General features: G+C 66.0%; 22 protein-coding genes, 2 tRNA genes and 2 pseudogenes. 12 read left to right on the forward strand and 14 right to left on the reverse strand.

Translation table 11 applies throughout. The features are described from left to right. Positions 1–185: 185 nt before the first annotated feature. From KB879_RS07690 to KB879_RS07700, 3 genes are all read left to right on the forward strand, one after another. Positions 186–261, forward strand: a tRNA-Val gene (locus KB879_RS07690). Positions 262–309: 48 nt separating this feature from the next. Continuing rightward, a tRNA-Asp gene (locus KB879_RS07695) sits at positions 310–386 on the forward strand. 140 nt (positions 387–526) lie between these two features. After that, positions 527–2,461: a SurA N-terminal domain-containing protein gene (locus tag KB879_RS07700; protein ID WP_013956503.1), complete on the forward strand. Its 1,935-nt coding sequence runs from the start codon at positions 527–529 to the stop codon at positions 2,459–2,461. Positions 2,462–2,536: 75 nt separating this feature from the next. Here the strand turns inward: KB879_RS07700 and KB879_RS07705 are convergent, their stop codons facing one another. Then, on the reverse strand, positions 2,537–3,193 hold the full coding sequence (locus tag KB879_RS07705; RefSeq protein ID WP_013956505.1) for an arylesterase: 657 nt from the start codon (positions 3,191–3,193) through the stop codon (positions 2,537–2,539). Here KB879_RS07705 and KB879_RS07710 point away from each other — a divergent pair. Continuing rightward, complete coding sequence (locus KB879_RS07710) at positions 3,192–3,890, forward strand: ABC transporter ATP-binding protein (protein WP_153955284.1); 699 nt, start codon at positions 3,192–3,194, stop codon at positions 3,888–3,890. The two genes, KB879_RS07705 and KB879_RS07710, sit on opposite strands and share 2 nt — an antisense overlap. On the opposite strand, the gene pgi is transcribed toward KB879_RS07710, so the two are convergent. From pgi to tnpA (KB879_RS07735), 5 genes and pseudogenes are all read right to left on the reverse strand, one after another. Beyond that, positions 3,887–5,530 carry a glucose-6-phosphate isomerase gene (gene pgi, locus KB879_RS07715; protein ID WP_013956506.1) on the reverse strand — a complete coding sequence of 548 codons (1,644 nt, stop codon included), beginning with the start codon at positions 5,528–5,530 and terminating at the stop codon, positions 3,887–3,889. The two genes, KB879_RS07710 and pgi, sit on opposite strands and share 4 nt — an antisense overlap. A 137-nt stretch (positions 5,531–5,667) precedes the next feature. Then, positions 5,668–6,630, reverse strand: a complete 963-nt coding sequence (locus KB879_RS07720) for a DMT family transporter (protein ID WP_013956507.1) — start codon at positions 6,628–6,630, stop codon at positions 5,668–5,670. After that, a complete protein-coding gene (locus KB879_RS07725) occupies positions 6,627–8,213 on the reverse strand; it encodes a bifunctional ADP-dependent NAD(P)H-hydrate dehydratase/NAD(P)H-hydrate epimerase (RefSeq protein ID WP_013956508.1) in 1,587 nt (528 codons plus the stop codon). Before KB879_RS07725 ends, KB879_RS07720 begins: the two co-directional genes overlap by 4 nt. A 6-nt stretch (positions 8,214–8,219) precedes the next feature. Next, on the reverse strand, positions 8,220–9,518 hold the full coding sequence (locus tag KB879_RS07730) for a D-amino acid dehydrogenase (protein WP_013956509.1): 1,299 nt from the start codon (positions 9,516–9,518) through the stop codon (positions 8,220–8,222). Between the two features lie 147 nt (positions 9,519–9,665). Next, positions 9,666–9,965, reverse strand: a pseudogene (gene tnpA / locus KB879_RS07735) (IS200/IS605 family transposase); the annotation flags it as partial. Between the two features lie 54 nt (positions 9,966–10,019). Between tnpA (KB879_RS07735) and KB879_RS07740 the strand changes: the two are divergent. After that, positions 10,020–11,180 (forward strand): RNA-guided endonuclease TnpB family protein, encoded by a 1,161-nt coding sequence (locus KB879_RS07740; protein WP_049800573.1) that lies wholly within the window; start codon positions 10,020–10,022, stop codon positions 11,178–11,180. Between the two features lie 105 nt (positions 11,181–11,285). Here KB879_RS07740 and KB879_RS07745 read toward each other — a convergent pair whose 3' ends face one another. From KB879_RS07745 to KB879_RS07760, 4 genes are all read right to left on the reverse strand, one after another. Beyond that, positions 11,286–12,608 (reverse strand): TRAP transporter large permease, encoded by a 1,323-nt coding sequence (locus KB879_RS07745; protein ID WP_153957025.1) that lies wholly within the window; start codon positions 12,606–12,608, stop codon positions 11,286–11,288. Continuing rightward, positions 12,608–13,159, reverse strand: coding sequence for a TRAP transporter small permease subunit (locus tag KB879_RS07750; protein WP_153957026.1), 552 nt, complete (start codon positions 13,157–13,159; stop codon positions 12,608–12,610). Before KB879_RS07750 ends, KB879_RS07745 begins: the two co-directional genes overlap by 1 nt. 92 nt (positions 13,160–13,251) lie before the next feature. Next, positions 13,252–14,217, reverse strand: a complete 966-nt coding sequence (locus KB879_RS07755; protein WP_013956514.1) for a TRAP transporter substrate-binding protein — start codon at positions 14,215–14,217, stop codon at positions 13,252–13,254. A gap of 124 nt (positions 14,218–14,341) precedes the next feature. Continuing rightward, positions 14,342–15,706 (reverse strand): amidase, encoded by a 1,365-nt coding sequence (locus tag KB879_RS07760; RefSeq protein WP_013956515.1) that lies wholly within the window; start codon positions 15,704–15,706, stop codon positions 14,342–14,344. A gap of 258 nt (positions 15,707–15,964) precedes the next feature. On the opposite strand from KB879_RS07760, the gene KB879_RS07765 reads away from it, so the two are divergent. The 3 genes from KB879_RS07765 to KB879_RS07775 all read left to right on the forward strand — a co-directional run bounded on the left by KB879_RS07765 (position 15,965) and on the right by KB879_RS07775 (position 21,666). Next, entirely contained in the window at positions 15,965–16,570 is a 606-nt protein-coding gene (locus KB879_RS07765; RefSeq protein ID WP_013956516.1) for a winged helix DNA-binding protein, read from the forward strand. Between the two features lie 190 nt (positions 16,571–16,760). Continuing rightward, positions 16,761–20,807, forward strand: coding sequence for a phosphoribosylformylglycinamidine synthase (gene purL / locus KB879_RS07770; protein WP_211980983.1), 4,047 nt, complete (start codon positions 16,761–16,763; stop codon positions 20,805–20,807). Positions 20,808–21,060: 253 nt separating this feature from the next. Then, positions 21,061–21,666, forward strand: a complete 606-nt coding sequence (locus KB879_RS07775; protein ID WP_228772814.1) for a cytosine permease — start codon at positions 21,061–21,063, stop codon at positions 21,664–21,666. Here the strand turns inward: KB879_RS07775 and tnpA (KB879_RS07780) are convergent. Next, positions 21,559–21,858, reverse strand: a pseudogene (gene tnpA / locus KB879_RS07780) (IS200/IS605 family transposase); the annotation flags it as partial. The gene KB879_RS07775 and the pseudogene tnpA (KB879_RS07780) sit on opposite strands and share 108 nt — an antisense overlap. A 54-nt stretch (positions 21,859–21,912) precedes the next feature. On the opposite strand from tnpA (KB879_RS07780), the gene KB879_RS07785 reads away from it, so the two are divergent. The 4 genes from KB879_RS07785 (at position 21,913) to KB879_RS07800 (ending at position 24,205) form a co-directional block, all read left to right on the forward strand. Beyond that, the gene (locus KB879_RS07785) at positions 21,913–23,073 is read left to right on the forward strand and encodes an RNA-guided endonuclease TnpB family protein (protein ID WP_049800573.1); all 1,161 of its coding nucleotides are present in this window, start codon (positions 21,913–21,915) and stop codon (positions 23,071–23,073) included. Between the two features lie 183 nt (positions 23,074–23,256). Then, positions 23,257–23,433 carry a hypothetical protein gene (locus tag KB879_RS07790; RefSeq protein WP_194946851.1) on the forward strand — a complete coding sequence of 59 codons (177 nt, stop codon included), beginning with the start codon at positions 23,257–23,259 and terminating at the stop codon, positions 23,431–23,433. Beyond that, positions 23,430–23,702: a creatininase family protein gene (locus KB879_RS40185; protein ID WP_211980984.1), complete on the forward strand. Its 273-nt coding sequence runs from the start codon at positions 23,430–23,432 to the stop codon at positions 23,700–23,702. The genes KB879_RS07790 and KB879_RS40185 overlap by 4 nt, the downstream gene beginning before the upstream one ends. Continuing rightward, a complete protein-coding gene (locus KB879_RS07800) occupies positions 23,672–24,205 on the forward strand; it encodes a creatininase family protein (RefSeq protein WP_211980985.1) in 534 nt (177 codons plus the stop codon). Before KB879_RS40185 ends, KB879_RS07800 begins: the two co-directional genes overlap by 31 nt. A 9-nt stretch (positions 24,206–24,214) precedes the next feature. On the opposite strand, the gene KB879_RS07805 is transcribed toward KB879_RS07800, so the two are convergent. Genes KB879_RS07805 through KB879_RS07815 form a run of 3 tightly spaced genes read right to left on the reverse strand, consistent with a single transcriptional unit; the run spans position 24,215 to position 25,671 of the window. Beyond that, positions 24,215–24,514: a hypothetical protein gene (locus tag KB879_RS07805; protein ID WP_013956521.1), complete on the reverse strand. Its 300-nt coding sequence runs from the start codon at positions 24,512–24,514 to the stop codon at positions 24,215–24,217. Positions 24,515–24,557: 43 nt separating this feature from the next. Next, positions 24,558–25,352 (reverse strand): peptidylprolyl isomerase, encoded by a 795-nt coding sequence (locus tag KB879_RS07810; protein ID WP_013956522.1) that lies wholly within the window; start codon positions 25,350–25,352, stop codon positions 24,558–24,560. 4 nt (positions 25,353–25,356) lie between these two features. After that, entirely contained in the window at positions 25,357–25,671 is a 315-nt protein-coding gene (locus KB879_RS07815) for a BolA family transcriptional regulator (protein ID WP_013956523.1), read from the reverse strand. Positions 25,672–25,708 lie beyond the last annotated feature (37 nt).

A 25,708-nucleotide genomic window follows, 5' to 3' on the forward strand; every position in this document is an offset into this window, starting at 1 on the left:
TTTGGCCGCATGAAGAAACGCCGCAGGGCAGTGATGCCCGGCGGCGTTTTTTTTTGCGCGCGCAGGTCTTGGCAAACTGAAATCACCTGTATTACACTTGCGCCCTCGCAACGCAAACCACGGCAACTGCCGCGAGGTGCGGAGCGATCAGCAAGTTGCAGGCAGCCAGCCTGCGATGGTCGAGCGGGTGCTTAGCTCAGTTGGTAGAGCGGCGCCCTTACAAGGCGTAGGTCGGGGGTTCGAGCCCCTCAGCACCCACCACTCTCCATCGCAAGGACATGGGCATCGCCGGCAGCAGGCGCCGACACAGGAGTGGTAGTTCAGTCGGTTAGAATACCGGCCTGTCACGCCGGGGGTCGCGGGTTCGAGTCCCGTCCACTCCGCCAGTTTTGTTGAAAACGCCCGCGTCTGCGGGCGTTTTCATTTGCTCCCCATGTTTCCCACCCTCCACAAAGGGTGCGTGCCCAGCGGCTCCTGCTAGAATCGTGGAGTTTGTCTTTCGTGCCAATCCACTACCCGAATCCGCATGCTTGATTTCGTACGCAACAACCGGCGCCTGATGCTCTTGCTGCTGCTGGTGCTTGTTTTCCCGTCGTTCGTGTTCTTCGGCGTGGAAAGCTATTCGCGCTTCATGGACAGCTCGCACGATGCCGCCAAGGTCGATGGCCGCGCCATCAGCGTGCAGGAAATCGACAACGTCGTGCGCGACCAGAGCGAACGCGCGCGCCAGATCCTTGGCGCCAGCTATGACCCGCGCCAGTTCGAAGGCCCGGACGCACGCAAGGCCGTGCTGGACCAGCTGATTCTGCAACGCGTGATGGCCAGTGCCGTGGCGCGTGAGCACCTGACCGTGTCCGACGCCAAGCTGCTCGAGGAAATCAGCAACCTGCCGGCGATCGCGCAACTGCCGCGCACCAAGGACGGCAAGGTCGACGACAAGGCCTACCTGCAGCTGCTGCAGTCGCAGGGCATGACGCCCGAGCAGTTCGATGCCCGCATGCGCTTCGAACTGGCCACGCAGCAACTGGGCGCATCGGTCGCCGCGACGGCCTTCGTGCCCAAGTCGCTGCTCGATCGCCTGATCGCCGTGCGCGACCAGCAGCGCGACGTGCAGGCGCTGCTCTTCAAGCCGGCCGCCTACACCGCCAAGGTGCAGCCCGATGCGGCCGCGCTGAAGGCCTACTACGACAGCCACCAGCAGGCCTTCTCGGTGCCGGAACAAGCCAAGGTCGAGTACCTGTTGCTGTCGGGCGAGGCCCTGGCCGCGACGCAGGCGGTCACGCCCGAAGAGCTGAAGTCCTACTACGACAGCAATATCGCGCGCTTCCGCATCGACGAGCAGCGCCGCGCCAGCCATATACTGATCAGCGCTCCGAAGGAGGCGCCGGCCGCCCAGCGCCAGGCCGCGAAGGACAAGGCCACCAAGCTGCTGGAGGACCTGCGCAAGCACCCTGACACCTTCGCCGACGTGGCGCGCAAGAACTCGCAGGACCCGGGCTCGGCCGGCAAGGGCGGCGACCTGGGCTTCATGGGCCGCGGCGCGCTGGTCAAGCCGTTCGAGGACGCCATGTACGCGCTCAAGGATGGCCAGGTCAGCGACGTGGTGGAAACCGACTACGGCTACCACATCATCAAGCTGACCGGCATCAAGCCCGCCGAGACCAAGCCGCTGGAAGCCGTGCGCACGGAACTGGAAGCGGAGCTGCGCAAGCAGTTCGCCGACAAGAAGTTTGCCGAGCAGGCCGATGCCTTCGGCAATACCGTGTATGAGCAGGCAGACAGCCTCAAGGCTGCCGCCGACAAGTTCAAGCTGACCATCCAGACCGCCGACAACGTCACGCGCCAGCCGAACCCGGCGCTGGGCGCGCAGAGCCCGCTCAACAACGACAAGCTGCTCAAGGCGCTGTTCAGCGACGACGCGATCAAGAACAAGCGCAACACCGAGGCCGTCCAGGTGGGCCCGAACACGCTGGTGGCCGCGCGCATCGTCGAGTATCGCCCGGCGGCCGTGCGCAAGTTCGAGGAAGTCGAAGCCAAGGTGCGTGAGGGCTATATCGCCCAGCAGGCGGCCGAACTGGCGCGCAAGGACGGCGAGGCTCGCCTTGCTGCGCTGAAGAAGGCAGACAGCGCCGACGGCTTTGGCGCGGTGCGGACCGTGTCGCGCGCGAAGGCCGAGGGCATTGCGCCGCAGGCTGTGGAAGCGGTGATGCGTGCCGATGCGGCCAAGCTGCCGGCGGTGGTTGGTGTCGACCTGGGGGCCGAAGGCTATGCGGTCTATCGCATCACCAAGGTGAGCCAGCCGGCGCAAGGCAATCCGGCCCAGCGCCAGGCCGAAGCGCAGCAGCTGTCGCAACTGGCCGGCCAGACCGACCTGCAGGCCTTCTATGAAAGCCTGAAGGCCCGCTCCAAGGTCAAGATGCTGACGCCGGTGGGCGCCACGCAGGCGCAAGGCGCCGAGTAAGCGCCAGATCAGCCCCGGCAGCCTCGCTGCCAGCAAGGACCCCTGCCAGGCGGCAGGGGTTTTTTTTCTTTGTTCTTACTTCGCGCCGCTGCGCCTGAGCATCGGCTTGAGTTGCGGCCACACCGTATCGAGCAGGGCTGGCTGTGCCGCGGCGGTCGGGTGGATGCGGTCGGGCTGGAACCAGTCCTGCCGCGTGATGACCTTGTCGAGGAAGAACGGCACCAGCCGCACCTTGTATTCGCTAGCCAGCTTCGGATACAGCGAGACGAACTTCTCGGTGTAGTCCTGCCCGTAGTTGGGCGGGATGCGCATGCCGATCAGCAGCACGCCCGCGCCGGCCGTCTGTGCCGTGGTGACGATGTTGCGCAGGTTGGCCTCGGTGGTCTGCAGCGGCAATCCGCGCAGCGCATCGTTGGCGCCAAGCTCCACCACCACGATGGCCGGGCGGTGCCGCGACAGCAGCTCCGGCAGCCGCGTCTTGCCGCCGATGGTGGTCTCGCCGCTGATGCTGGCATTGACAACGCTATAATCGAAGCGCTCCTGCCGCAGGCGCTCCTGCAGCAGCGTGACCCAGCCCGCGCCGCGCGTGATGCCGTACTCGGCGGAGAGGCTGTCGCCAAGCACCAGCAGTGCCGGCGCCGCGGCCTGGGCTGAGGCCCCGGCCGATAACGTCAGTGCCGTGCCGGTTGCCAGCAGCAGCCGGCGCCATTTGCCTCGGATCCCAATATCCATGTCTTCTTCCATTCTCGCTGTCGAGTCCCTCGGAAAGACCGTTGCCGACACGACCGGTTCGCTGACGATTTTGCACGACGTGACCTTTTCCGTCACGCCGGGCGAAACGCTCGCCATCGTGGGGGCGTCCGGCTCGGGCAAGTCGACGCTGCTCGGGCTGCTGGCGGGGCTGGACCTGCCCAGTACGGGCACGGTACGGCTGCACGACCAGGACCTGTTCGCGCTGGACGAGGACCAGCGCGCCGCGGTGCGGGGCCGCCATGTCGGCTTTGTGTTCCAGTCGTTCCAGCTGGTCGGCCACCTGACTGCGCTGGAGAACGTGATGCTGCCGCTGGAGCTGCGCGGCGAAACGTCGCAGGTGCGCGAGCGCGCCCTGGACATGCTGCAGCGTGTGGGCCTGGGCGCGCGGCTGGGGCACTATCCGCGCACGCTGTCGGGCGGCGAGCAGCAACGCGTGGCGCTGGCGCGCGCGTTCGTGGCGCGCCCGGACATCCTGTTTGCCGACGAGCCCACCGGCAGCCTCGATACCGCCACAGGCGAAGCCGTGATCGCGCTGATGTTCGAGCTTAACCGCGATGCCGGCTCCACGCTGGTGCTGGTCACGCATGACCGCTCGGTGGCGGCGCGCTGTGGCCGCATCCTGACCATCGACGCCGGCCGCGTGGCCAGCGATGAATGGATGGGCGCGGAGGTCTAGCTGGCGGCGCCCGCCTTCAGCACCGCGCGGGCGCGCTCGATCAGCGACGTGGTGGAGGCATCGTGCTGGCCAACGGTATTCCCGGTCAGCTCGGCTTCGATCGGACGGGCCAGGATCTTGCCCAGCTCAACGCCCCACTGGTCGAAGGAATTGATCTTCCAGACCACGCCCTGCACGAAGGTGCGGTGCTCATACAGCGCAATCAGCGCACCCAGCACGTGCGGCGTCAGGTTTTCCATCAGCAGCGTGTTGCTGGGGCGGTTGCCCTCGAACACCATATGGGCGATGCGGACTTCGTCCTTCACGCCGGCGGCACGGAGTTCATCGGCGGTACGCCCGCGCATCAGCGCCTCGGCCTGCGCGAAGCAGTTGGCCAGCAGCTTGGCGTGATGCCCTGCCAGCCGGCGCGGCGGCACCAGCGGCGCGACAAAGTCCACCGGCACCACCTGCGAGCCCTGGTGGATCTGCTGGAAATAGGCATGTTGCCCGTTGGTGCCGGCCGTGCCCCACACCACCGGCGAGGTATGCGTGCGCACGCGCTGCCCGTCGAGCTGCACTGACTTGCCGTTGCTCTCCATCTCCAGTTGCTGCAGGAAGGCGGGAAACAGCTCCAGCGAGGTGGAGTAGGGTGCCATGCAGCTGGTCGGCAAATGCCAGAAATTGCGGTACCAGATGCCCAGCATGCCCAGGATCACCGGCATGTTGCGCTCCAGCGGCGCGGTGCGGAAGTGCTCGTCCATGGCGCGCGCGCCGGCCAGCAGGTCGGCGAAGGCATTGAAGCCTACCGCCAGCGTGATTGACAGGCCGACCGACGACCACAGCGAGAAGCGTCCGCCGATCCAGTCCCAGAACTCGAACATATTGGCCGGGTCGATGCCGAACTCGCGCACCGCTTCGGTATTGGTCGAGACTGCGACGAAATGCTTGGCAAGGTCATGCTCGGCCACGCCGTTGGCGACAAACCAGGCGCGCGCGCTGCGCGCGTTGGCCATGGTTTCCAGCGTGGTGAAGGTCTTGGAGCAGACGATCACCAGCGTGCGTTGCGGGTCGAGCCGCACCAGCGTCTCGGCCAGGTCGGTGCCGTCGACATTGGAGACGAAGTGCATGCGCGGCGCGGCATTGCCATCGGCATCGGCCAAGTGCGACAGCGCGCGGCATACCATGCGCGGCCCCAGGTCGGAGCCGCCGATGCCGATATTGATGACATCGGTGATGCGCTCGCCGGTGGCACCCTTCCAGGCGCCGCTGCGCACACGCTCCGAGAAATCGCGCATGCGTACCAGCACCCGCTGGATCGCCGGCATGACCTGCTCGCCGTCGACCTTGTAGCCGGCGCCGGCGGTCGCGCGTAGCGCTACGTGCAGGGCCGCGCGGTCTTCCGTCGTATTGATATGCTCGCCCGCAAACATCGCGTCGCGGCGTCTGGTCACGCCGGCCTCGGCTGCCAGCTGCACCAGCAGGCGCATGGTTTCGGGCGTGATCCGGTTCTTCGAGTAGTCGAGATAAAGCCCGGCGGCTTCCAGCGAGAATTGCGCGACGCGTTGCGCGCCTTCGCCGTCGAACCACTCGCGCATCTGAGCGTCGCGAAGGGTTTCATGGTGCCGCAGCAGGGCGTTCCAGGCGTGAAGGTCGGTGGGCATGCGGGACTAGGAAGTTTGCAGGGGCGCGAGTGCGCGCGGCGGCGCAGACTCGCAAAGTATATCGCCTGCGCCGCGGCACTTTTACCCCTCAGCGTAAGCAACTGTTAACACTTGCAACATAGCAGCATGTGTGCGCGCTAAGTATCAGACATTGTCTGACGTCGCCGGCCAGCGAGCCGGCCCGCGACAGCGCGCAGCACCGGTTCGCCGCCCGCCACGCACAAGCCACCCAGGCAGATAATGCCGATGCCAGCTGCGGTGGTCCAGTCGGGCAGTTGGTCGAAGGCCAGGTAGCCGATCACGGTGGCGGACAAGATCTGCAGGTACAGGAAGGGGCTCAGGAACGAGGCATCCGCGTACTGGAAGGCCCGGATGACGAAATAGTGGCCCAGGGACCCGGTGATCCCTGCAGAGAGCAACAGCGCACATTGCATCGGCGTGGGCCACGCGCTGAACCAGAAGAAGGGCACGATCAGCGTGGTCAGGCAGGCGCCGGTGACACCGCTCTGGATCAGTGTGGTCATGGGCGCGTCATGCGCGGCAATGCGGCGCGTCAGCATCTGCATCAGCGCGAACACCAGTGCCGACACCAGGCCCAGGCCGACGCCGAGCGGACTGAGCTGGCCACCCGGGCGCACCACCACCAGCATGCCGGCAAAGCCGACCACCACACCGGTCCAGCGCATCCAGCGGGCATGGCGCCCGGGGCGCTCGCCCAGCAGCCACGGCGACAGCGCCACCACGAACAGGGGCGCGCAGAAATTCAGTGCCGTGGCCTGCGCCAGCGGCATCAGCATCAGCACGCTGAAGAACACCAGCGTCGAGACCAGCATTAGCCCGCCCCGCAGCCACTGCAGCCCAAGCTTTGCCGGCCGCCACTGGCACCGCCAGCCGGCGGGACCGAGCAGCAGGAAGATCGCGACCACATGGCCGACATAGCGCACCCATGCCACGGCCACCAGCGGCAGTCCTTGCTGCGTCAGGGTCTTGCTGGTGGCATCGAGCAGGCTGAGGATCCATTGCCCGATGACCAGCAGCGCGATGCCGGTAAGCAGGTGGCGGCGGTCGGCGGGATCGCGCAGCAGCGCGCCGCGCGTCATGCGCGGGTCCCGGCCAGCAACTGGTTGAAGACGGTGCGCGCCGGCGCGTACAGTTCGCTTGCGGTGACGCCGGCCAGCCCGGTGCCCTGGGCGACGAGGGCATCGGCTGCACGGCCGTGGATCCACACCGCCGCCTGGGCTGCGGCCAGAGGCGCCATGCCCTGTGCCAGCAGGGCGCCCAGCATGCCAGCCAGCACGTCCCCGGTGCCGGCACTGGCAAGCGCCGCATTGCCGGTCGGGTTGAGCGTGCATGGGCTGCCGCCAGGTGCCGCGATCACGGTGCCCGATCCCTTCAGCACCACTACGGCCAGCCATTGCGCAGCCAGTGCCGCGGCGGCAGCGGGCCGGTCGCGCTGCACGTCGGCGACGGGCACGCCCATCAGCCGGGCGGCTTCGAGCGGGTGCGGTGTCATCACGCAAGCCGCGCCGCTGGCGGCCAGTGCCCCGGCCAGCGCCGGATCGGCGGCCAGCAGGTTCAAGGCATCGGCATCCAGCACAAGCGGCACGGGCGCGGCTTGCAGCAGCCGCGCAAACTGCTTGTGTGCGTTGGCATCCGTGCCCATGCCCGGACCGATCACCAGCGCCGACATCGCAGCGAGGGCCAGTGCGTCCACGGCATGCAGCATCAGCTCGGGATGCAGCGGATCGAACAGCGGTGCGGGCTGCGCCAGGAAGCCGATATGCACCTTGCCCGCGCCGAGGAACTGCGCGGCCCTGGCGCCCAGCAGCGGCGCGCCGGTCATGCCGAGGTTGCCGCCGATGACCGCCAGCGAGCCATGCGTGCCCTTGTTGCTGGCGTGGCGGCGGCGCGGCAGCGCGGTACTGAACAGTGCCGGGCCGTTTACCAGGCAATGGGGCGCTTCGTCCGGCGGATAGCCGAGCCCGATCGGCGCGATGTCGACCTCGCCGGCGCAGTCGCGCCCGTCCAGTGTCAGCAGCCCGGGCTTGGCGGCGATAAAGGTCAGCGTGCGCTGCGCGCGCACGGCCGGCGTGCCCGCGCCGGTGTCGGCGAACAGTCCGCTGGGGATGTCCAGCGCAAACACCGGCAGCGCGCTGCGGTTGATTTGTCCGATCCACCACGCCATGGTGCCGTCGGCGGGGCGGTTCAGGCCGATGCCGAGCAGGCCGTCGACGATCGCAGCGGTGCCGGCGGGCCAGTCCGCGTCAGGCGAGGCAGCCATGCCCGCGACCACGTTGACCGGGACGCCGGCGGCGTGCGCTTGCTGCCATGCTGTCGCGGCGTCGGCGGGCAGGTGCTGCGGGTCCGCCGTCAGCCATACCTGCACGGCACGGCCGGCGCTGTGCAATTGCGTGGCGGCCACCAGCGCATCGCCGCCATTGTTGCCGGGACCCGCCAGGAACAGCAGCGGGCCGGCGGGTGCGTGGCAGGCCAGCCAGCGCGCGCCCGCGGCGCCGGCGCGCGACATCAGCGTAAAGGCGGGCAGTTGCGTGAAGGCGGCGTTCTCGATGCGGCGGATGGCGGCGACGTCGTACAGCGGAACCGGTGCGGATGCGGCGGCATCGAGTGCAAACCAGCCGTCGCCGCTTGCGGGCGAGGTGGCGGAAGAGGCAGAGGGTGTCATGTCTGGTTATCTGGCGGGCCCCAAGCCGTAGCGGTCGGGCAGCAGGCCCTCCATGTCGATGTCTGGGCCGCCATGGGGGCCGGCGCTGGCGGCGATCTGGTCAGCCGTAATCTTGCCCGATCCGCAGCTCATCGCCCAGCCCGTCGAGCCATGGCCGAGGTTGAGGAACAGGCCGGGTACAGCCGTAGGGCCGATCAGCGGCGGCCCGTCCGGCAGCATCGGCCGCGCGCCCACCCATTGCGTGGCTTCCTGGTAGTTGCCGGCCACCGGGAACCAGTCGCGCGCGACCTTGATCAGCGTATTCAGTGCGGCCGGCCGCAAATCGAGCGTGCGTGAGCCCAGCTCGGCCGTGCCCGCCACGCGCAGGCGGTTGCCCATGCGCGTGATCGCGACCTTGTAGGACTCATCCATCAGCGCGCCCAGCGGCGCCTGCAGTTCGTCGCGGACCATCACCGTCACCGAGTAGCCCTTGACCGGATACAGCGGCACGCGCAGGCCCAGCGGGCGCAGCAGCGCGGTGCTGTCGGCGCCGGCCGCGACCAGCACGCGGTCGGCGTTCAGCACCTGGCCAGGGCGCTGCTTGTCAGCGTGCGACAGCTCGACCTGCAGCTTGCCTGCGTTGTCTGGCCTGACGCGCGCCACCTGGGTGTCGAAGCGAAACGATACGCCTGCGGCCTCGGCATGCCGGTGCAGCGCGCGCACGAACATCGGGCAGTTGCCGGATTCGTCTTCCGGCAGGTGCAGCCCGCCAGCCAGCGGCGTGTCGGCCGCCAAGCCCGGTTCGATGCGGCGGCATTCCTGCGCGCTGACCAGCCGGTGCGGCACGTTGTTCTCGCGCAGCAGGGCCACGGCGGGCGCGGCCAGGTCGAGGTCGCGCGCGGTGCGGAACAGCTGCAGATAGCCTTGCGACTGCTCGTAGTCGATCTCCAGCTCGCTGCGCAGCCGGTGCAGGCACGCGCGGCTGTAGAACGCCAGCCGCTGCATGCGCAGCTTGTTGGCGCGGTAGCGCTCCAGCCGGCATTCGCGCAGCCAGCGCGCGATCCAGCGCCACATGGCGGGGTCGGCGGAAGGGCGGAACAGGACCGGCGCCTCGCGCGCAAAGAGCGTGCGCAGGATCTTGCCGGGCATGCCCGGCGCGGCCCATGGCGTGACGTAGCCGGGCGCGATCACGCCGGCATTGCCGAAGCTGGCTTCCTGCGCCGGCGCGGCGCGGCGTTCGAGCACGGTCACGTCGAAACCGGCCTGCCGCAGGTACCAGGCGGAACTGACGCCGATCGCGCCGGCGCCGATGACGATCACATGCATCGGACTGGAAACCTCCACATTGCCGCGCCGGCGGGAAAGGGTGGGGCCGGGCGGGGCCGGCCAATGCTATTTGACCAGGTGCGCGGCAAGCCTCGGCCTTTAGGCCGGGGAAGGATAGCGCGGACGCCGTCGGCGTCCTTTCGGCGGCTAATGCGGCGTCTGTTGTTGTTCAATGTATTGGCGGATAATCTCGATGGGCGCACCGCCGCAGCTCCCTGCGAAGTAAGACGGCGACCACAGCGCACCGCCCCATAGCTTCTTGCTGATGCTCGGGTAGTTCTTCTTTCGGATCATACGGCTGGATACCCCTTTCAAGCTGTTTACCAGTGCGGACACCGCGACCTTTGGCGGGTAGTTCACAAGAAGGTGAACGTGATCGTCCTCCCCATCGAACTCCACCAGTTCAGCTTCGAAATCTGCGCAAACGCCGGTAAATATGTCGCGCAGGTCCTCTGCCGAATGTCATTGTCGTCGCTCATAGGCCAAGAGTATGATTGGGCCATGCAGCGTCTTCAAGCCTTCAAATACGAATTGATGCCGAACGGCGAGCAGCAGCGCAACATGCGCCGTTATGCCGGATCGTGCCGGTTCGTCTATAACAAGGCGCTGGCGTTGCAGAAACAGCGTTACGATCAAGGCGAAAAGAAGCTCAGCTATGCCGGTCTGTGTAAGCAACTCACGGAGTGGCGCAACAGCACGGAAACAGCATGGCTGGCCGATGCACCAGTCCATCCTCTTCAACAGACGCTCAAGGACTTGGAGCGGGCCTACACAAATTTCTTCGCAAAACGGGCCGACTTCCCGCGTTTCAAGAAGAAGGGTCTGGGCGACAGTTTCCGCTATCCCGACCAGAAGCAAATCAAGCTTGATCAGACCAACTCGCGTATCTTTTTGCCCAAGCTGGGCTGGCTGCGATACAGGAACAGCCGCGACGTACTCGGTGAGGTACGCAATGCCTGCGTCAGCCTTTCGGGCGGCAAGTGGTTTGTTTCGATCCAGACTGAGCGGAAGGTCGAGCGACCTGTGCCGAAAGCCACCAGCGCCATCGGCATCGACATGGGCATCGCTCGCTTTGCCACCATGAGCGATGGCACTTTCCTCGCGCCGCTCAACAGCTTTAGGAAGCACGAAGCCAGACTGCGCCGTGCGCAGCGGGCGATGAGCCGCAAGACGAAATTCAGCAACAACTGGAAGAAGTCCAAGGCCCGAATCCAGCGTATCCACGCACGCATCGGTAACGCCCGCCTCGACTACCTGCACAAAGCCACGACCACGATCAGCGAAAATCAAGCGATGGTGTGTATCGAGGACCTGAAGGTACGGAACATGTCCAAGTCAGCGGCCGGTTCAAGCGGGCAACCGGGCAAGAACGTCAGGGCCAAGTCCGGCCTGAACAAGGCCATCCTCGATCAGGGTTGGTACGAGTTCGGGCGTCAACTGGAATACAAGCTAGCGTGGAATGGCGGCTGGCTAATAGCTGTGCCGCCACAGCACACCAGTCGCACGTGCCCTTGCTGCGGGCATGTATCTGCCGAGAACCGGCAGAGCCAGGCGAGCTTCGCCTGTGTGGCATGCGGCTATGCGAATCACGCCGACGTGGTCGGCGCGATCAACATTTTGGCGCGGGGGCACCGCGTTGCAGCCTGTGGAGAGTCGGCGTAGTCAAGCCGCTCTACGAAGCAGGAACCCACCGAAGTGACTACGTAGAGCATCACGTAGCGCCGTAGGAATCCTCGTCCTTTCCGCCGTAAGGCGGCAGCCGAAGGCTTAGGACGGAGAGGATGTCAATTCCTGCTGCATGACAATGTCCGGCAGCCAGGTCACCACGACGGGCCAGATCGTGATGATGGCGATGGCCACCACCATCATCATGAAGAAGGGCAGCGAGACCCGCGCTATGTAGTTGCTGTCCTTGCCGGTCATGCTCTGCAGCACGAACAGGTTGAAGCCCACCGGCGGCGTCACTTCGGCGATCTCCACCAGTAGCACGATGAAGATGCCGAACCAGACCAGGTCGAAGCCGGCCGCCTGCACCATCGGCAGCACGGTCGCCGTGGTCAGCGCGATCATCGAGATGCCGTCCAGCGCCGTGCCCAGCACGATGTAGATCACCGTCAGCACGGCGATCAGCGCCCATGGCGACAGGTGCATCGCCGCCACCCATTCCGCCAGCGCGCGCGGGATGCCGGTAAAGCTCATGGTCACCGACAGGAACGAGGTGGCACCCAGCACGAACATGATCATCGCGGTCAGCCGCGTGGCCGACATCAGGCTGTCCCAGAACGCCGCGCGCGTAAGCGAGCCGCCCGCCCATGCCAGTCCCAGTGACGCCACCACGCCGTAGGCCGCGGCTTCTGTCGCGGTGGCATAGCCGGTGACCATGACCCAGGTGATAAAGGCGATCAGCACCATGCACGGCAGCAGCTGGCGGATCGATGCCAGCCGCGCGCGCCAGTTGAAGTGCTCCGACGCCGGGGTCTTGTCGGGGTTGGCCAGCGCCCAGGCCACGATATAGCCTGAGAACAGCAGCATCAGCAGCAGCCCCGGTATGAAGCCCGCCAGGAACACGCGGATGATCGACACGTCCGCCGACACCGCATACACCACCATGGTGATCGATGGCGGGATCAGGATGCCGAGCGTGCCCGCGCACGACAGCGAGCCGAGCGTGGTGCGCTCGTCGTAGCCGCGCCGCGTGAGTTCCGGCAGCGCCGACTTGGCGATGGTGGCGCAGGTGGCCGCCGACGACCCCGACACCGAGCCAAAGATGCCGCAGCCCAGGATGTTGACGTGCATCAGCCGTCCCGGCAGCCAGTTCAGCCAGGGCGAGAGCCCGTTGAACATCTGCTCGGACAGCTTGGTGCGGAACAGGATCTCGCCCATCCAGACAAAGAGGGGCAGCGATGCCAGCGTGTATGAGGCGCTCGACGACCACCATGCGTTGGCCAGGCTGACCAGCGCCTCGCGGTCCGAGAACACCACCAGCCCGACCCATGAGGTGACCGCAATGGCCACGGGGATCCACGCGCCGATCGCCAGGAAGACGATCATCACCAGCAGCAGGATCAGTGCAACGACGACTGTGCTCATCAGACCGTCTCCCCGAAATCGCCGGAGGCGAGCTTTTCTTCCTGGGCTACCTGGTAGCGCGGCTTCTGTCCGCGCACCACGCGCAGCCATTCATCGCCGACCGCCAGCAGGAAGCCGATGCAGCCGAGCACCGCGAAGCTCTGCGGCATCCACAGCGGAATCACGATCTGTCCCTGCGAGACATCGCCGATGTCCCAGCTCTGCCACGCAAAGGTGCCGAGCGCCCACGCCGCATATGCGGCAAACGCCAGGCAGATGGTCAGCGAGACCAGCTCCAGCACCCAGCGCCGGCGCGGGCCCACGGCCCCCAGCAGCATCTCGACGCGCACGATGCCGCCATGCTGGAAGGTCTGGCCAAGGATCAGGAAGGCGGACGCCGCGCACAGCCAGGCGACGATGTCATCGCCACCCTTGAAGATCACCGAGGTCTCCCGCGACAGCGACATCAGGATCATGATCACGCAGACGGCGAGGATGCACAGCGCGCCGAGCATGGCAAAGAGGTCAAGCAGGCGGTCGAGCCAGCGCTTGGAGGAGGGGGCAGTTGGCATGATGGACGGCGTCAGGGAGGGAGGGGGGCTCCCCGCCATGCCAGCCTGCGCGGCAAGGGCGGGGAGTTCATGGAGGCGGGCAGGCCCGCAGCCTACTTGCGGTAGGCGTCCAGGATGGCCTTGCCGTCCTCGCCCGCGCCCTTGGCCCAGTCATCCACCATGGTCTGGCCCACCTTCTGCATGTCGGACTTGAGCTGCGGCGAAGGCGGCTGCACCGTCATGCCGTTGCGCGACAAGGTCGCCAGGTACTCCTTGGTCTTCTGCTCCGACACCTGCCAGCCGCGCTTCTCGGCATCGGCCACGGCCTTGAGCAGGGCGTCCTGGGTCGGCTTGTCCAGCGCCGCGAACGCCTTCTTGCTGACCACCAGCATGTTCTTGGGCAGCCAGGCGTCCACCGTGTAGAAGTACTTCACGCTCTCCCACACCTTGGTGTCGACGCCGGTGGCGCCCGACGACATGAAGGAGTTGACCGTGCCCGTGGCCAGCGCCTGAGCCAGGTCGGCAGCCTGGATGGTCACCGGCTGGGCGCTGACCAGCTCGGCGATGCGCGAGGTGGCCGGGTTGTACGCGCGCCATTTCAGGCCCTTCATGTCCCCGGCCGAATTGATCGGCTTATTCGCATAGATGCCCTGCGGCGGCCACGCCACCGCGTACAGCAGCTTCATGCCCTGCTTGTCGAGCACCTTCTCGGTGGCCGGGCGCGAGGCCTGCCACAGCTTGTAGGCATCCCCATAGCTGGTGGCGAGGAATGGCACGGCATCGACGCCGAACACCGGGTTCTCGTTGGCCAGCAAGGACATCAGGATTTCGCCCATCTGCACCTGGCCGGTCTGCACGCCGCGCTTGATCTCGTTGGCCTTGAGCAGCGAGCCATTGGGATGCAGCACGATCTTGAGCTTGCCGCCGGTGGCCTTGTCCACGTCGTTGGCCATCTGCTGCAGGTTCTCGGTGTGCAGGTTGCTGACCGGATAACCGGTCGGCAGGTCCCACTTGGTATCCGCCTGTGCCGCCACGGCGGCCATCATCAGGCCGGCCGCAACGATTGCCTTGACTCGCATCTCGATCTCTCCTGGTGTGCGCGCGGGGGCGCGGTTGTACTGCTGGTTGCGTACTACCTGGTGCCGATCGTGCCCGCATTGGGGGGGGGCACGTCGGCGCAAGATCAACGGCGCGGCGGCAGGCTCAGTCGTCGCGCTGTGAAGGTTGCACGATGCATTCCAACGCAAGGGCCGTGCCCAGCAGGTCGGCATCGCGCATCGGGCCGTGCGACAGCATCAGGCCCACGGGCAACTCGTCCGGCGCGTGGCAGGGCATCGAGATCGAGCAGCCGTCAAGGAAATTGAAGGCCGAGGTATTGCGCAGCAGCAGGGCATTGACGCGGAAGAATTGCGCATCATCGGTGCGCAGCGGCGCAATCTCGGGCGCGACCATCGGCACGGTCGGGCAGACCACGGCGTCGAAGCGGGCCAGGCGCGCTTGCATGCGGGCGATCCAGTCCAGCCGGGCGCGGCCCAGGTCGATATAGTCGGCGGCGCTGATATTGGCGCCGCGGTCGATGCGCGAGGCCACGCGCGGGTCGTACAGCTCGCGCCGTCCGGCCAGCAGGTGGCGGTGGATGGCAAAGGCTTCGGCCGAGCTGAAGCCGCCCTGGGCGTTCAGGCCCGCCAGCTCGCCAAGCTCGGGTAGGTCGACGTGCTCAAGCTGCACGCCGGCGGCCGACAGCCGGCCCAATGCCCGGTCGAAGGCACGGGCCACTACCGGGTCGAGGTCGTCCAGCAGGACCTGGCGCGGGATCGCCAGCCGCGTGGCGGCGGGGTTGGTCACGCGCGGGATCACTGCGCTGTCGGCGATCACGCTGTCCATGGCAATGCAGTCGCTGACCGTGCGCGCCATCGCGCAGGCGGTATCCAGCGTGTACGACAGCGGAAAGGCTCCAGTCAGTGGCACGCGCCGCGTGGTGGGCTTGAAGCCGGTGATGCCGCACAGCGCGGCGGGGATGCGGATGGAACCGCCGGTGTCGCTGCCAAGCGCCGCGACCGCCAGCCCCAGCGCCACCGAAACGGCCGCACCCGACGACGAGCCGCCCGGGATGCGTGCCACGCCATCCGTGCCGGCCGGGTTGACCGGCGTGCCGTAGTGGGGATTGATGCCCACGCCCGAGAACGCGAACTCCGTCATGTTGGTGCGCCCGACCAGGGCTGCCCCTGCCGCGCGCAGGCGGGCGACCACGGTGGCGTCCGCCGTGGCCGGCGCGGCATCCTTGCGCACCAGCGAGGCCGCGCTGGTGACTTCGCCGGCCACGTCGTACAGGTCCTTGACCGAAACCGGCAGCCCTGCCAGCGGATGCAGCGCCTTGCCGGCGCGGCCGGCGGCATCGGCTGCGCGCGCGACCTGGGCCGCAGCCTCGAAGGTGCTGTGCAGGAACACGGCCTCGGCAGCCGGCGTGGCGGCAAGCGCGGCCGCTTGCTCGATGATCTGCGCACGGCTGGTGGCGCCGTCGCGCAGGCGGGTGTTCAGGGTGTCGAGGTCGGGAAGCATGGATGGCATGGGGTCTGCGAACGGGGTGCGAGGGCGGGGCAGGCACCGCCATGGTGGCTGCCGCCTGCCAGCATGGGGAAGGGCGCGGTGCACATGCGCAGGGCCAGTCGTGGCCGGCGTCCTCCCTCATGCTTTACCTGTATTTATTAGGTGTTCATGCTCATAATTCGCCAATAAACTGTCAAGCTAAAATTGCCGGAGCGCGCCCCGGGCTTCTACCTAGCACAGCCAGCGCCAGCGCCACCCCCATCGAAAGGAGTCTCCCGCATGCCACGCAAACCAGCCGAGAGCGGGCACACCGCCGCCGCCGTGGCCGATGTCCCTGGCGTTGCCGGTAAGGCAAGGCCGGCCACCGCGCTGTCACGCGCGGCCGGGGCCAATATCGTGTCGTCGTCGCACCTGGTGTCGGTACGGAGCCCCGAGCTGTCCGAGTTCGAGTTCGGCCTGAATACCGCCTACAACGCCTACAGCCGCTGGGTGGTGCGCTGCATGGGCGCGGCCGGCGTGCGCGACCTGACCTTCCTGGACGTGCTGGTACTGCATCACGTGAACCATCGCGGACGGCCCAAGCGGCTGGCCGATATCTGCTTCGTGCTGAACGTGGAAGACACGCACCTGGTGACCTACGCATTGAAGAAGCTGCAGGGACTGGGGCTGGTGAGCGGGGAGCGGGTCGGCAAGGAGGCCACTTATTCGACCACCCCGGCCGGCACCGAGGCCTGCGCGCGCTACCGCGAGATCCGCGAGCAATGCCTGACCAGCAACTTCACCGAGGGCAGCGAAGAGAATGCCGAGATCGGCGAGCTCGCCCGGCTGATGCGGGTGCTGACCGGCCTGTACGAGCAGGCCGCGCGCTCGGCGACGTCACTCTGAGCCGTCCATTTGGTAAAAGTGATGCATAAGCATTATCAGGATGGGCCGTAACACGGCCCCGCCGTGATGTCGCAGTGCAAAATCCGGGTGCCGGCAAGGTACAATAGCGGTTTCCCGCCAGTCGGCACCCCATGCAGCGGTGCCGGCTAAGCAGCAGCCCCTACCTCACCGCCTCCCGACCGCTACGATCATGGCGCATTTCTCGTGCTTCCCCGGCGCTTTGGCGCTTTCCGCCTTCCGTCAGCAACGCCTGCTCACCGCCCTGCGGCAGATCGACGCCGATATTGAATCGGTGCATGGACAGTTCCTGCACTTTGTTGACGCACAGACGCCGCTGTCGGCCGAAGAGCAGTCCCGCGTGGCGGCGCTGCTGACCTACGGCGCGCCGTTTGCCGATCCGTCTGACGGCGACCGCTTCGTGGTGATCCCGCGCTTCGGCACGATCTCGCCGTGGGCCAGCAAGGCCACCGACATCGCCCATAACTGCGGCCTGACGCATATCCACCGCATCGAGCGCGGCATCGAGATCACCGTGATCTGCAAGAAGGGCCTGCTGCGCGGCCGCAAGACGCTGGACGCGGACACCCGCGCCGCCGTCGCCGCGCACCTGTTCGACCGCATGACCGAGACCGTGGTCGCCTCGCGTGACGATGCCGCCGGCCTGTTCCAGGAACTGCCGGCCAAGCCGCTGCGCTTTATCGATATCTCCGCCGGGCGCAGCGCGCTGGCCGCGGCCAATGTCGAGATGGGCCTGGCGCTGTCCGAGGACGAGATCGACTACCTGGTCGAGGCCTACGGCAAGCTGGAGCGCAACCCGACCGACGTCGAGCTGATGATGTTCGCGCAGGCCAACAGCGAGCACTGCCGCCACAAGATCTTCAACGCCACCTGGACCATCGACGGCGTGCAGCAGGACAAGTCACTGTTCGCGATGATCCGCAATACGCACCAGCTTAATCCGCAGGGCTCGATCGTGGCCTACTCGGACAACTCAGCGGTGATGGAAGGCGACGTGGCCGAGCGCTGGTTCCCGCGCGGCGATGACCACAAGTACGGCCGCCACGAGGCGCTGACGCACACGCTGATGAAGGTGGAGACGCACAATCACCCGACCGCGATCTCGCCGTTCCCGGGGGCCTCCACCGGCGCCGGCGGTGAAATCCGCGACGAGGGCGCGACCGGCCGCGGCGCCAAGCCCAAGGCCGGCCTGACCGGGTTCACGGTGTCAAACCTGATGCTGCCCGAGGCCGTCGAGTCCTGGGAAAACGACCGCGACGCCGCCCAGCCGGTGGCACACCGCAACCCCGACCACAAGCCCGGCGTGACCGGCAAGCCGGACCGCATCGCCTCGCCGCTGCAGATCATGATCGACGGCCCGCTCGGCGGCGCCGCCTTCAACAATGAATTCGGCCGCGCCAACCTGGGCGGCTACTTCCGCGTCTACGAGCAGAACGTGGGCGGGACCGTGCGCGGCTACCACAAGCCGATCATGATCGCGGGCGGCATCGGCAATATCGACGCCGGGCACACGCACAAGAATCCGCTGCCGGCCGGCACGCTGCTGATCCAGTTGGGCGGCCCGGGCATGCGCATCGGCATGGGCGGCGGCGCCGCCAGCTCGATGGCGACCGGTACCAATACCGCCGACCTGGACTTCGATTCGGTCCAGCGCGGCAACCCGGAGATGGAGCGCCGCGCGCAGGAAGTGATCAACGCGTGCTGGCAGCTCGGTGACGCCAACCCGATCCTGTCGATCCACGACGTCGGCGCGGGCGGCATCTCCAACGCTTTCCCGGAACTGGTGGACGGCGCCGACCGCGGCGCGCGCTTCGACCTGCGCCAGGTGCACCTGGAAGAGTCCGGCCTGTCGCCAGCGGAAATCTGGTGCAACGAGTCGCAGGAGCGCTATGTGCTGGCCATCGCGCCGGACAGCTTCCCGCAGTTCCAGGCCATGTGCCAGCGTGAGCGCTCGCCGTTCGCCGTGGTTGGCATCGCCACCGAAGAAAAGCAGCTGCAGCTGGTCGACGCCAGCGTCGACGCTGCGCTCAAGGAGCACTACGCCGTCGACATGCCGATGGACGTGCTGCTGGGCAAGCCGCCGCGCATGCACCGCGACGTCAAGCGCGTGGAAGAGGCATTGCCGGCCGTGGACGTGACCGGCATCAGCCTGGAGCAGGCGGTGCGCGACGTGCTGCGCCATCCGACGGTGGCCAGCAAGTCGTTCCTGATCAGCATTGGCGACCGCACCGTGGGCGGCATGAACGCGCGCGACCAGATGGTCGGCCCGTGGCAGGTGCCGGTGGCCGACGTAGCCGTGACCACGCTCGACTACAAGGGTAACGCCGGCGAGGCGATGACCATGGGCGAGCGCACCCCGCTGGCCGTGATCAACGCGCCGGCATCGGGCCGCATGGCGATCGGCGAGGCGCTGACCAACCTGGCGGCCGCGCCGGTCAAGGACCTGGGCAAGGTCAAGCTGTCGGCCAACTGGATGGCGGCCTGCGGCGTGGAAGGCGAAGACGCGAAGCTGTATGACACCGTGCACGCCGTCGGCATGGAACTGTGCCCGGCGCTGGGCATCAGCATCCCGGTCGGGAAGGATTCGCTGTCGATGCGCACCAAGTGGCAGGACGACGGCGTCAACAAGGAAGTGGTCGCGCCGGTATCGCTGATCATCTCGGCCTTTGCCGCGGTGGACGATGTCAACCGCACGCTGACCCCGCAACTGCGCACCGACGCCGGCGACACCGTGCTGATCGCTGTCGACCTGGGCCGTGGCAAGAACCGCATGGCCGGCAGCATCCTGGCGCAGGTCATGCAGCAGGTGGGCGACAGCGCCCCCGACGTCGACAATGCCGAAGACCTGAAGAACTTCTTCAACGTGATCCAGCGCCTGAACCGCGAAGGCAAGCTGCTGGCCTACCACGACCGTTCCGACGGCGGCTTCATGGCTGCGCTGGCGGAGATGGCCTTTGCCGGCCACTGTGGCGTGTCGCTAAACGTCGACATGCTGGCGCTGGACCCGCAGCAGGAGCAGGACTACGGCGACGCCAAGAACTGGGCGCAGCAGATTGCCGAGCGCCGCAACGACCAGACCCTGCGCGCGCTGTTCTCGGAAGAGCTGGGCGCGGTGGTGCAGGTGCGTATGGACGACCGCGACACGGTCTTCGCCGTGCTGCGCGAAGCCGGCCTTTCGGCCTGCAGCCATGTGGTGGGCAAGCCCAACGCGACCGACCAGATCGAGGTCTACCGCGATGCCAAGAAGGTCTTCGGCGCCTCGCGCACGGACCTGCAGCGCAACTGGAGCGAAGTCAGCTGGCGCATCTCGCGCCTGCGCGACAACCCGGCCTGCGCCGACAGCGAATACGACCGCCTGCTCGACGCCGCCGACCCAGGTATCAGCCCGGTGCTGACCTTCGATGCGGCCGAAGACATCGCCGCGCCGTTCATCGCCGCCGGCGCCCGTCCGCGCGTGGCCATCCTGCGCGAGCAGGGCGTCAACTCGCAGATCGAGATGGCGTACAGCATGGACCGCGCCGGCTTTGACACGCACGACGTGCATATGAGCGACCTGATCGCCGGCCGCGCCAACCTGGCCGACTTCAGCGGTTTCGTTGCCTGCGGCGGCTTCAGCTACGGCGACGTGCTGGGCGCGGGCGAGGGCTGGGCCAAGACCATCCTGTTCAACGCGCAGATGGCCGAGCAGTTCGCGGCCTTCTTCAACCGCCAGGACACTTTCGCGCTGGGCGTTTGCAACGGCTGCCAGATGATGAGCAACCTGGCCCCGATCATTCCGGGCGCGGGTGCGTGGCCCAAGTTCACGCGCAACCAGTCGGAGCAGTACGAAGCGCGCTACGTGACCGTGGAAGTGCAGTCCTCGCCGTCGATTTTCTTCGCTGGCATGGAAGGCAGCCGCATCCCGATCGTGGTTGCCCACGGCGAAGGGTTTGCCGACTTCTCGCAGCAGGGCAATATCGACCAGGCCCACGTGGCGCTGCGCTTTGTCGACAACTACGGTGCGGTCACGCAGGCCTATCCGCTCAACCCGAACGGCTCGCCCGACGGCATTACCTCGGTGACCACCGTCGATGGCCGCTTCACCGTGCTGATGCCGCACCCGGAACGCGTGTTCCGTGCCGCGACCATGAGCTGGGCGCCGGATGCGTGGAAGCAGGTTGTCGACGGCGGCAGCCCGTGGATGCGGATGTTCCGCAATGCGCGGAAGTGGGTGGGGTAAGCATCAGCCCAGGGCCTGCGCCCTTCGTCCCAACCAAGAGCCACCGGCAGCGCCGGTGGCTTTTTAGTTTTTCGGCGATGCAAGCAGCCAAAGCCCGGATGGCGACGGCCATTTCGCTACGCATCTTGGAATCTTCCGCATTTCCTGCCGCTTTCGCACTGTTACTCTCGCGCTGACTCACGATCGGATGCAGGACTGGTTCCCTTGCATCCGGGTCGCTCGAACACGGAACGGTGGATTCGGAGATCCCATCATGAATCAGAAGGTGCAGTCGTCCCCGGCAGTCGATGCAGACTATATGTTTACCCCGGTCCCGCCCGACGCACGCAGGCCGACCTGGAAACAGGTGGCGGTATGGGTGGGGTTTGGCTACGTTGCCACCGGCCTGTTCATCGGCGGCACGCTGGCCGGGCCGGCGGGCGGCGCGGGTGTTTCCTTCCCCATGGCCTTGCTGGCCATCGCCATCGGCATGGGCATCCTGTTCGTGCTGACGTCGCTGCTGGGCGTCATCGCGCAACGAACCGGGCTGAGCCTGGCGCTGCTGTGCCGCTATGCCTATGGCGCAAAAGGCATGAACCTGCCGATGCTGACGCTGGGCTGGTTCTCCGCCATCACCGGCATGGTGGGCGACATCTGGGGCGCGTTCATCGGCAATCCGAGCGGCATCACCGTGCTTGACCAGGTGCGCGGCAAGCCTCGGCCTTTAGGCCGGGGAAGGATAGCGCGGACGCCGTCGGCGTCCTTTCGGCGGCTAATGCGGCGTCTGTTGTTGCTCAATGTATTGGCGGATGATCTCGATGGGCGCACCGCCGCAGCTCCCTGCGAAGTAAGACGGCGACCACAGTGCACCGCCCCATAGCTTCTTGCTGATGCTCGGGTAGTTCTTCTTTCGGATCATACGGCTGGATACCCCTTTCAAGCTGTTTACCAGTGCGGACACCGCGACCTTTGGCGGGTAGTTCACAAGAAGGTGAACGTGATCGTCCTCCCCATCGAACTCCACCAGTTCAGCTTCGAAATCTGCGCAAACGCCGGTAAATATGTCGCGCAGGTCCTCTGCCGAATGTCATTGTCGTCGCTCGTAGGCCAAGAGTATGATTGGGCCATGCAGCGTCTTCAAGCATTCAAATACGAATTGATGCCGAACGGCGAGCAGCAGCGCAACATGCGCCGTTATGCCGGATCGTGCCGGTTCGTCTATAACAAGGCGCTGGCGTTGCAGAAACAGCGTTACGATCAAGGCGAAAAGAAGCTCAGCTATGCCGGTCTGTGTAAGCAACTCACGGAGTGGCGCAACAGCACGGAAACAGCATGGCTGGCCGATGCACCAGTCCATCCTCTTCAACAGACGCTCAAGGACTTGGAGCGGGCCTACACAAATTTCTTCGCAAAACGGGCCGACTTCCCGCGTTTCAAGAAGAAGGGTCTGGGCGACAGTTTCCGCTATCCCGACCAGAAGCAAATCAAGCTTGATCAGACCAACTCGCGTATCTTTTTGCCCAAGCTGGGCTGGCTGCGATACAGGAACAGCCGCGACGTACTCGGTGAGGTACGCAATGCCTGCGTCAGTCTTTCGGGCGGCAAGTGGTTTGTTTCGATCCAGACTGAGCGGAAGGTCGAGCGACCTGTGCCGAAAGCCACCAGCGCCATCGGCATCGACATGGGCATCGCTCGCTTTGCCACCATGAGCGATGGCACTTTCCTCGCGCCGCTCAACAGCTTTAGGAAGCACGAAGCCAGACTGCGCCGTGCGCAGCGGGCGATGAGCCGCAAGACGAAATTCAGCAACAACTGGAAGAAGTCCAAGGCCCGAATCCAGCGTATCCACGCACGCATCGGTAACGCCCGCCTCGACTACCTGCACAAAGCCACGACCACGATCAGCGAAAATCAAGCGATGGTGTGTATCGAGGACCTGAAGGTACGGAACATGTCCAAGTCAGCGGCCGGTTCAAGCGGGCAACCGGGCAAGAACGTCAGGGCCAAGTCCGGCCTGAACAAGGCCATCCTCGATCAGGGTTGGTACGAGTTCGGGCGTCAACTGGAATACAAGCTAGCGTGGAATGGCGGCTGGCTAATAGCTGTGCCGCCACAGCACACCAGTCGCACGTGCCCTTGCTGCGGGCATGTATCTGCCGAGAACCGGCAGAGCCAGGCGAGCTTCGCCTGTGTGGCATGCGGCTATGCGAATCACGCCGACGTGGTCGGCGCGATCAACATTTTGGCGCGGGGGCACCGCGTTGCAGCCTGTGGAGAGTCGGCGTAGTCAAGCCGCTCTACGAAGCAGGAACCCACCGAAGTGACTACGTAGAGCATCACGTAGCGCCGTAGGAATCCTCGTCCTTTCCGCCGTAAGGCGGCAGCCGAAGGCTGAGGACGGGGAGGATGTCAACCGGCCCGCCTGGGATTCGACATCGCGCCGATCACGCTGGAAGTGTTCCTGGCATGCGTGACCTGCGGCCTGCTGTTCACCGCGACCTCGATGTCCGGCATGAAAGGGCTGGAGCGGCTGGCGGTGCCGGTGGCGCCCGTCATCATGCTGATCGCGGTGCTGGTACTGGTGTACCTGTTGTTGCATCCGGTCCTAAACGCGAAAGCGCAGCCGCTGGCGGAGAACGCATCATGAAGAAGGTCTTGCTGAATGAGTTCTCCACGGCCGAACTGGAGGCCATGTTTGCCGCTGGCGGTATAGACAGCGACATCACCGTTTTTGGCAGTTGCGAAAGTCACGGCGGGCACCTGCCGCTCGGGCCGAACCTGTTCGTTCCCGCCGAAGTGGCACGGCTGGCGGCGCAACGGCTTGAACGGACCATTGTGGTCCCCGGCGTGCCGTTCGGCACCTCGATGCGCTACAACGCCACCCGATGGCGGTCTCGCTGCGCTTCAAGACGGTGACGGCGCTTGCCGAGGATATCTTCGAGAGCCTGATTGCCTACGATATCCGGTACATCTTTGTGCTGAACGGGCACGACGGCAATATTGCGCCGCTCGAGATCGCCCAGCGCAAGGTCAAGCAGCGCTACCCGAAGGTGGTGTTCGCCTTCCTGCCTGCCTGGTGGTCGGTGATCGGCAGCCGGCTTGGCGACGGCTTCTTCGCCGAGTGGAATGGATTGGGCCACGGCGGCGAAGGTGAAACCTCGATCACCATGGCGGTGTTTCCGGACCTGTGCGACCTGGGCAAGGCCATGCGGCAGATGCCGGTAGACAGCATCCGCATCGGCGAGCGCGTACAGATCATGTGGGATATCGCCAAGGTTTCGGCGACCGGCGCCACCGGTGACCCGACCTGGGCCAGCGCGGAAAAGGGCAGCAAGATGCTGGACGCGCTGGTCGGACTGGTTACCGACAGTATCAGGCAGCTCGATGAAACGGGGTGGCGCTACGACCTGCGCCAGTGAAGGCAAGGTTCAGCCGGCAAGCGGAGGGAGCAGGCGTGAACTCCATGACGCATAGGCGTAGGTCAGCATGCGCCCCGATTCAAAACCCGGAGGCGGCCTGATCTCGCCGCGAGCCTCCCTGTACGCCACCACGGCGTGCAGGATCTTCTCGGGCGCGTAACGGTCACGCAGGGGCAGGTAGGGGTGGAGCTGGCGCCAGCCGGGGGCGGCGCCGTCCAGGGTCGCCCAGGCAAGTGCGCAATAGCACATGCCCCGGGACGAGAGATGCCAGAGTTGCCAGTAACGGCCAGTCGACTCCACGCGCTGCATCCTTGAATCTTGCAGGACCGGCGGGGGGCGACCGGACCGTGCCTTACTGGATCTTGGCCTTGTCCTTGAGTGACTTCATCATGGCCTGGAACTGCTCGCGCTGCCAGTTCTGGTCCCCCATCAGCATCTGCGTCAACTGCGGCTTGACCTCTTCGAACGACGGGATCTTGGCGTCGCGCACGTCGACCAGTTCGATGATATGCCAGCCGAACTGGGTCTTGACCGGCGTATCGGTCAGCTGGCCCTTCTTCAGGCCGGTCATGGCTGCCGAGAACTCAGGCACGTAGCTGCTGCTGTTGGCCCAGTCCAGGTCGCCGCCGTTGGCCGCGGAGCCCGGGTCCTTGGACGAGGCCTTGGCCATGTCCTCAAACTTGGCGCCGCCCTTGATCTTGGTGATGATCGCCTTGGCGTCGGCTTCCTTTTCCACCAGGATATGGCGGGCGTGGTATTCCTTGCCGTTGCCAAACTGCGACTTGATCTTGTCATACTGCTTGCGCAACTCGGCGTCGCTGGCGCCGTGGGTCTTCACGTAGTCTTCGAACACTGCGCCGGCCAGCACGTTCAGGCGGGCCTGTTCCAGTTGTTCCTGCACGTCGTCGCGCTGGGTCAGGCCGCGCTTGTTGGCTTCCTGCGAGAGCAGTTCGCGGTCGATCAGCATGTTGCGTGCGCGCGAGCGCAGCTCCGGGTTGTCGGGCTGGCCGGTGCCGGCGATCAACTTGTCCAGCTTTGCCGATGAAATGGCCTTGCCATTCACGACGGCGGCATTCTGGGCGATGGCCGGCAGGCTGCCGGCAGCAAGCACAGCCGCCAGGCTGAACGAGAGGACGGTGGTCTTCATGGAATCAGGTCTGAGAGTTGCTGGAAGAATAGTGTGATGATGCGCGGGATTGGTACTCTTGGTCGGTGAACGCAGTCACGGCAAGTGCGTGGATCTGCGCGGGGAACAGACCGCGCAGCGCATCATACACCATGCGGTGTCGTGCAACCCGGCTGTGACCCGTAAAGCGCTCGCTGACGATTGTCACGTGGTAATGTCCGCCGCCGGATGCGGCGCCGGCATGTCCGGCGTGCAGCGCGCTGTCGTCGCGCACGGCCAGGTGGCTGGGGGCGAGCGCTTCGCGCAGCATCGCCTCGATAGTGGCGGGATCGGCTGCCATCAATGGTTTCCTTCGGTTTGGGGGTGCGGGGGCGGGG

Origin of the sequence: Cupriavidus sp. KK10 (assembly GCF_018223725.1) — a bacterium.
In the GTDB taxonomy this organism is placed as follows: domain Bacteria; phylum Pseudomonadota; class Gammaproteobacteria; order Burkholderiales; family Burkholderiaceae; genus Cupriavidus; species Cupriavidus necator.

What these genes read in the sequence shown, in the direction of transcription:
- KB879_RS07700 (WP_013956503.1), top strand. Translation starts at nt 527, where the DNA reads ATGCTTGATTTCGTACGCAACAACCGGCGCCTGATGCTCTTGCTGCTG.
- KB879_RS07710 (WP_153955284.1), top strand. Translation starts at nt 3,192, where the DNA reads ATGTCTTCTTCCATTCTCGCTGTCGAGTCCCTCGGAAAGACCGTTGCC.
- KB879_RS07705 (WP_013956505.1), bottom strand. Translation starts at nt 3,193, where the DNA reads ATGGATATTGGGATCCGAGGCAAATGGCGCCGGCTGCTGCTGGCAACC.
- pgi (WP_013956506.1), bottom strand. Translation starts at nt 5,530, where the DNA reads ATGCCCACCGACCTTCACGCCTGGAACGCCCTGCTGCGGCACCATGAA.
- KB879_RS07720 (WP_013956507.1), bottom strand. Translation starts at nt 6,630, where the DNA reads ATGACGCGCGGCGCGCTGCTGCGCGATCCCGCCGACCGCCGCCACCTG.
- KB879_RS07725 (WP_013956508.1), bottom strand. Translation starts at nt 8,213, where the DNA reads ATGACACCCTCTGCCTCTTCCGCCACCTCGCCCGCAAGCGGCGACGGC.
- KB879_RS07730 (WP_013956509.1), bottom strand. Translation starts at nt 9,518, where the DNA reads ATGCATGTGATCGTCATCGGCGCCGGCGCGATCGGCGTCAGTTCCGCC.
- KB879_RS07740 (WP_049800573.1), top strand. Translation starts at nt 10,020, where the DNA reads ATGCAGCGTCTTCAAGCCTTCAAATACGAATTGATGCCGAACGGCGAG.
- KB879_RS07745 (WP_153957025.1), bottom strand. Translation starts at nt 12,608, where the DNA reads ATGAGCACAGTCGTCGTTGCACTGATCCTGCTGCTGGTGATGATCGTC.
- KB879_RS07750 (WP_153957026.1), bottom strand. Translation starts at nt 13,159, where the DNA reads ATGCCAACTGCCCCCTCCTCCAAGCGCTGGCTCGACCGCCTGCTTGAC.
- KB879_RS07755 (WP_013956514.1), bottom strand. Translation starts at nt 14,217, where the DNA reads ATGCGAGTCAAGGCAATCGTTGCGGCCGGCCTGATGATGGCCGCCGTG.
- KB879_RS07760 (WP_013956515.1), bottom strand. Translation starts at nt 15,706, where the DNA reads ATGCCATCCATGCTTCCCGACCTCGACACCCTGAACACCCGCCTGCGC.
- KB879_RS07765 (WP_013956516.1), top strand. Translation starts at nt 15,965, where the DNA reads ATGCCACGCAAACCAGCCGAGAGCGGGCACACCGCCGCCGCCGTGGCC.
- purL (WP_211980983.1), top strand. Translation starts at nt 16,761, where the DNA reads ATGGCGCATTTCTCGTGCTTCCCCGGCGCTTTGGCGCTTTCCGCCTTC.
- KB879_RS07775 (WP_228772814.1), top strand. Translation starts at nt 21,061, where the DNA reads ATGAATCAGAAGGTGCAGTCGTCCCCGGCAGTCGATGCAGACTATATG.
- KB879_RS07785 (WP_049800573.1), top strand. Translation starts at nt 21,913, where the DNA reads ATGCAGCGTCTTCAAGCATTCAAATACGAATTGATGCCGAACGGCGAG.
- KB879_RS40185 (WP_211980984.1), top strand. Translation starts at nt 23,430, where the DNA reads ATGAAGAAGGTCTTGCTGAATGAGTTCTCCACGGCCGAACTGGAGGCC.
- KB879_RS07800 (WP_211980985.1), top strand. Translation starts at nt 23,672, where the DNA reads ATGGCGGTCTCGCTGCGCTTCAAGACGGTGACGGCGCTTGCCGAGGAT.
- KB879_RS07805 (WP_013956521.1), bottom strand. Translation starts at nt 24,514, where the DNA reads ATGCAGCGCGTGGAGTCGACTGGCCGTTACTGGCAACTCTGGCATCTC.
- KB879_RS07810 (WP_013956522.1), bottom strand. Translation starts at nt 25,352, where the DNA reads ATGAAGACCACCGTCCTCTCGTTCAGCCTGGCGGCTGTGCTTGCTGCC.
- KB879_RS07815 (WP_013956523.1), bottom strand. Translation starts at nt 25,671, where the DNA reads ATGGCAGCCGATCCCGCCACTATCGAGGCGATGCTGCGCGAAGCGCTC.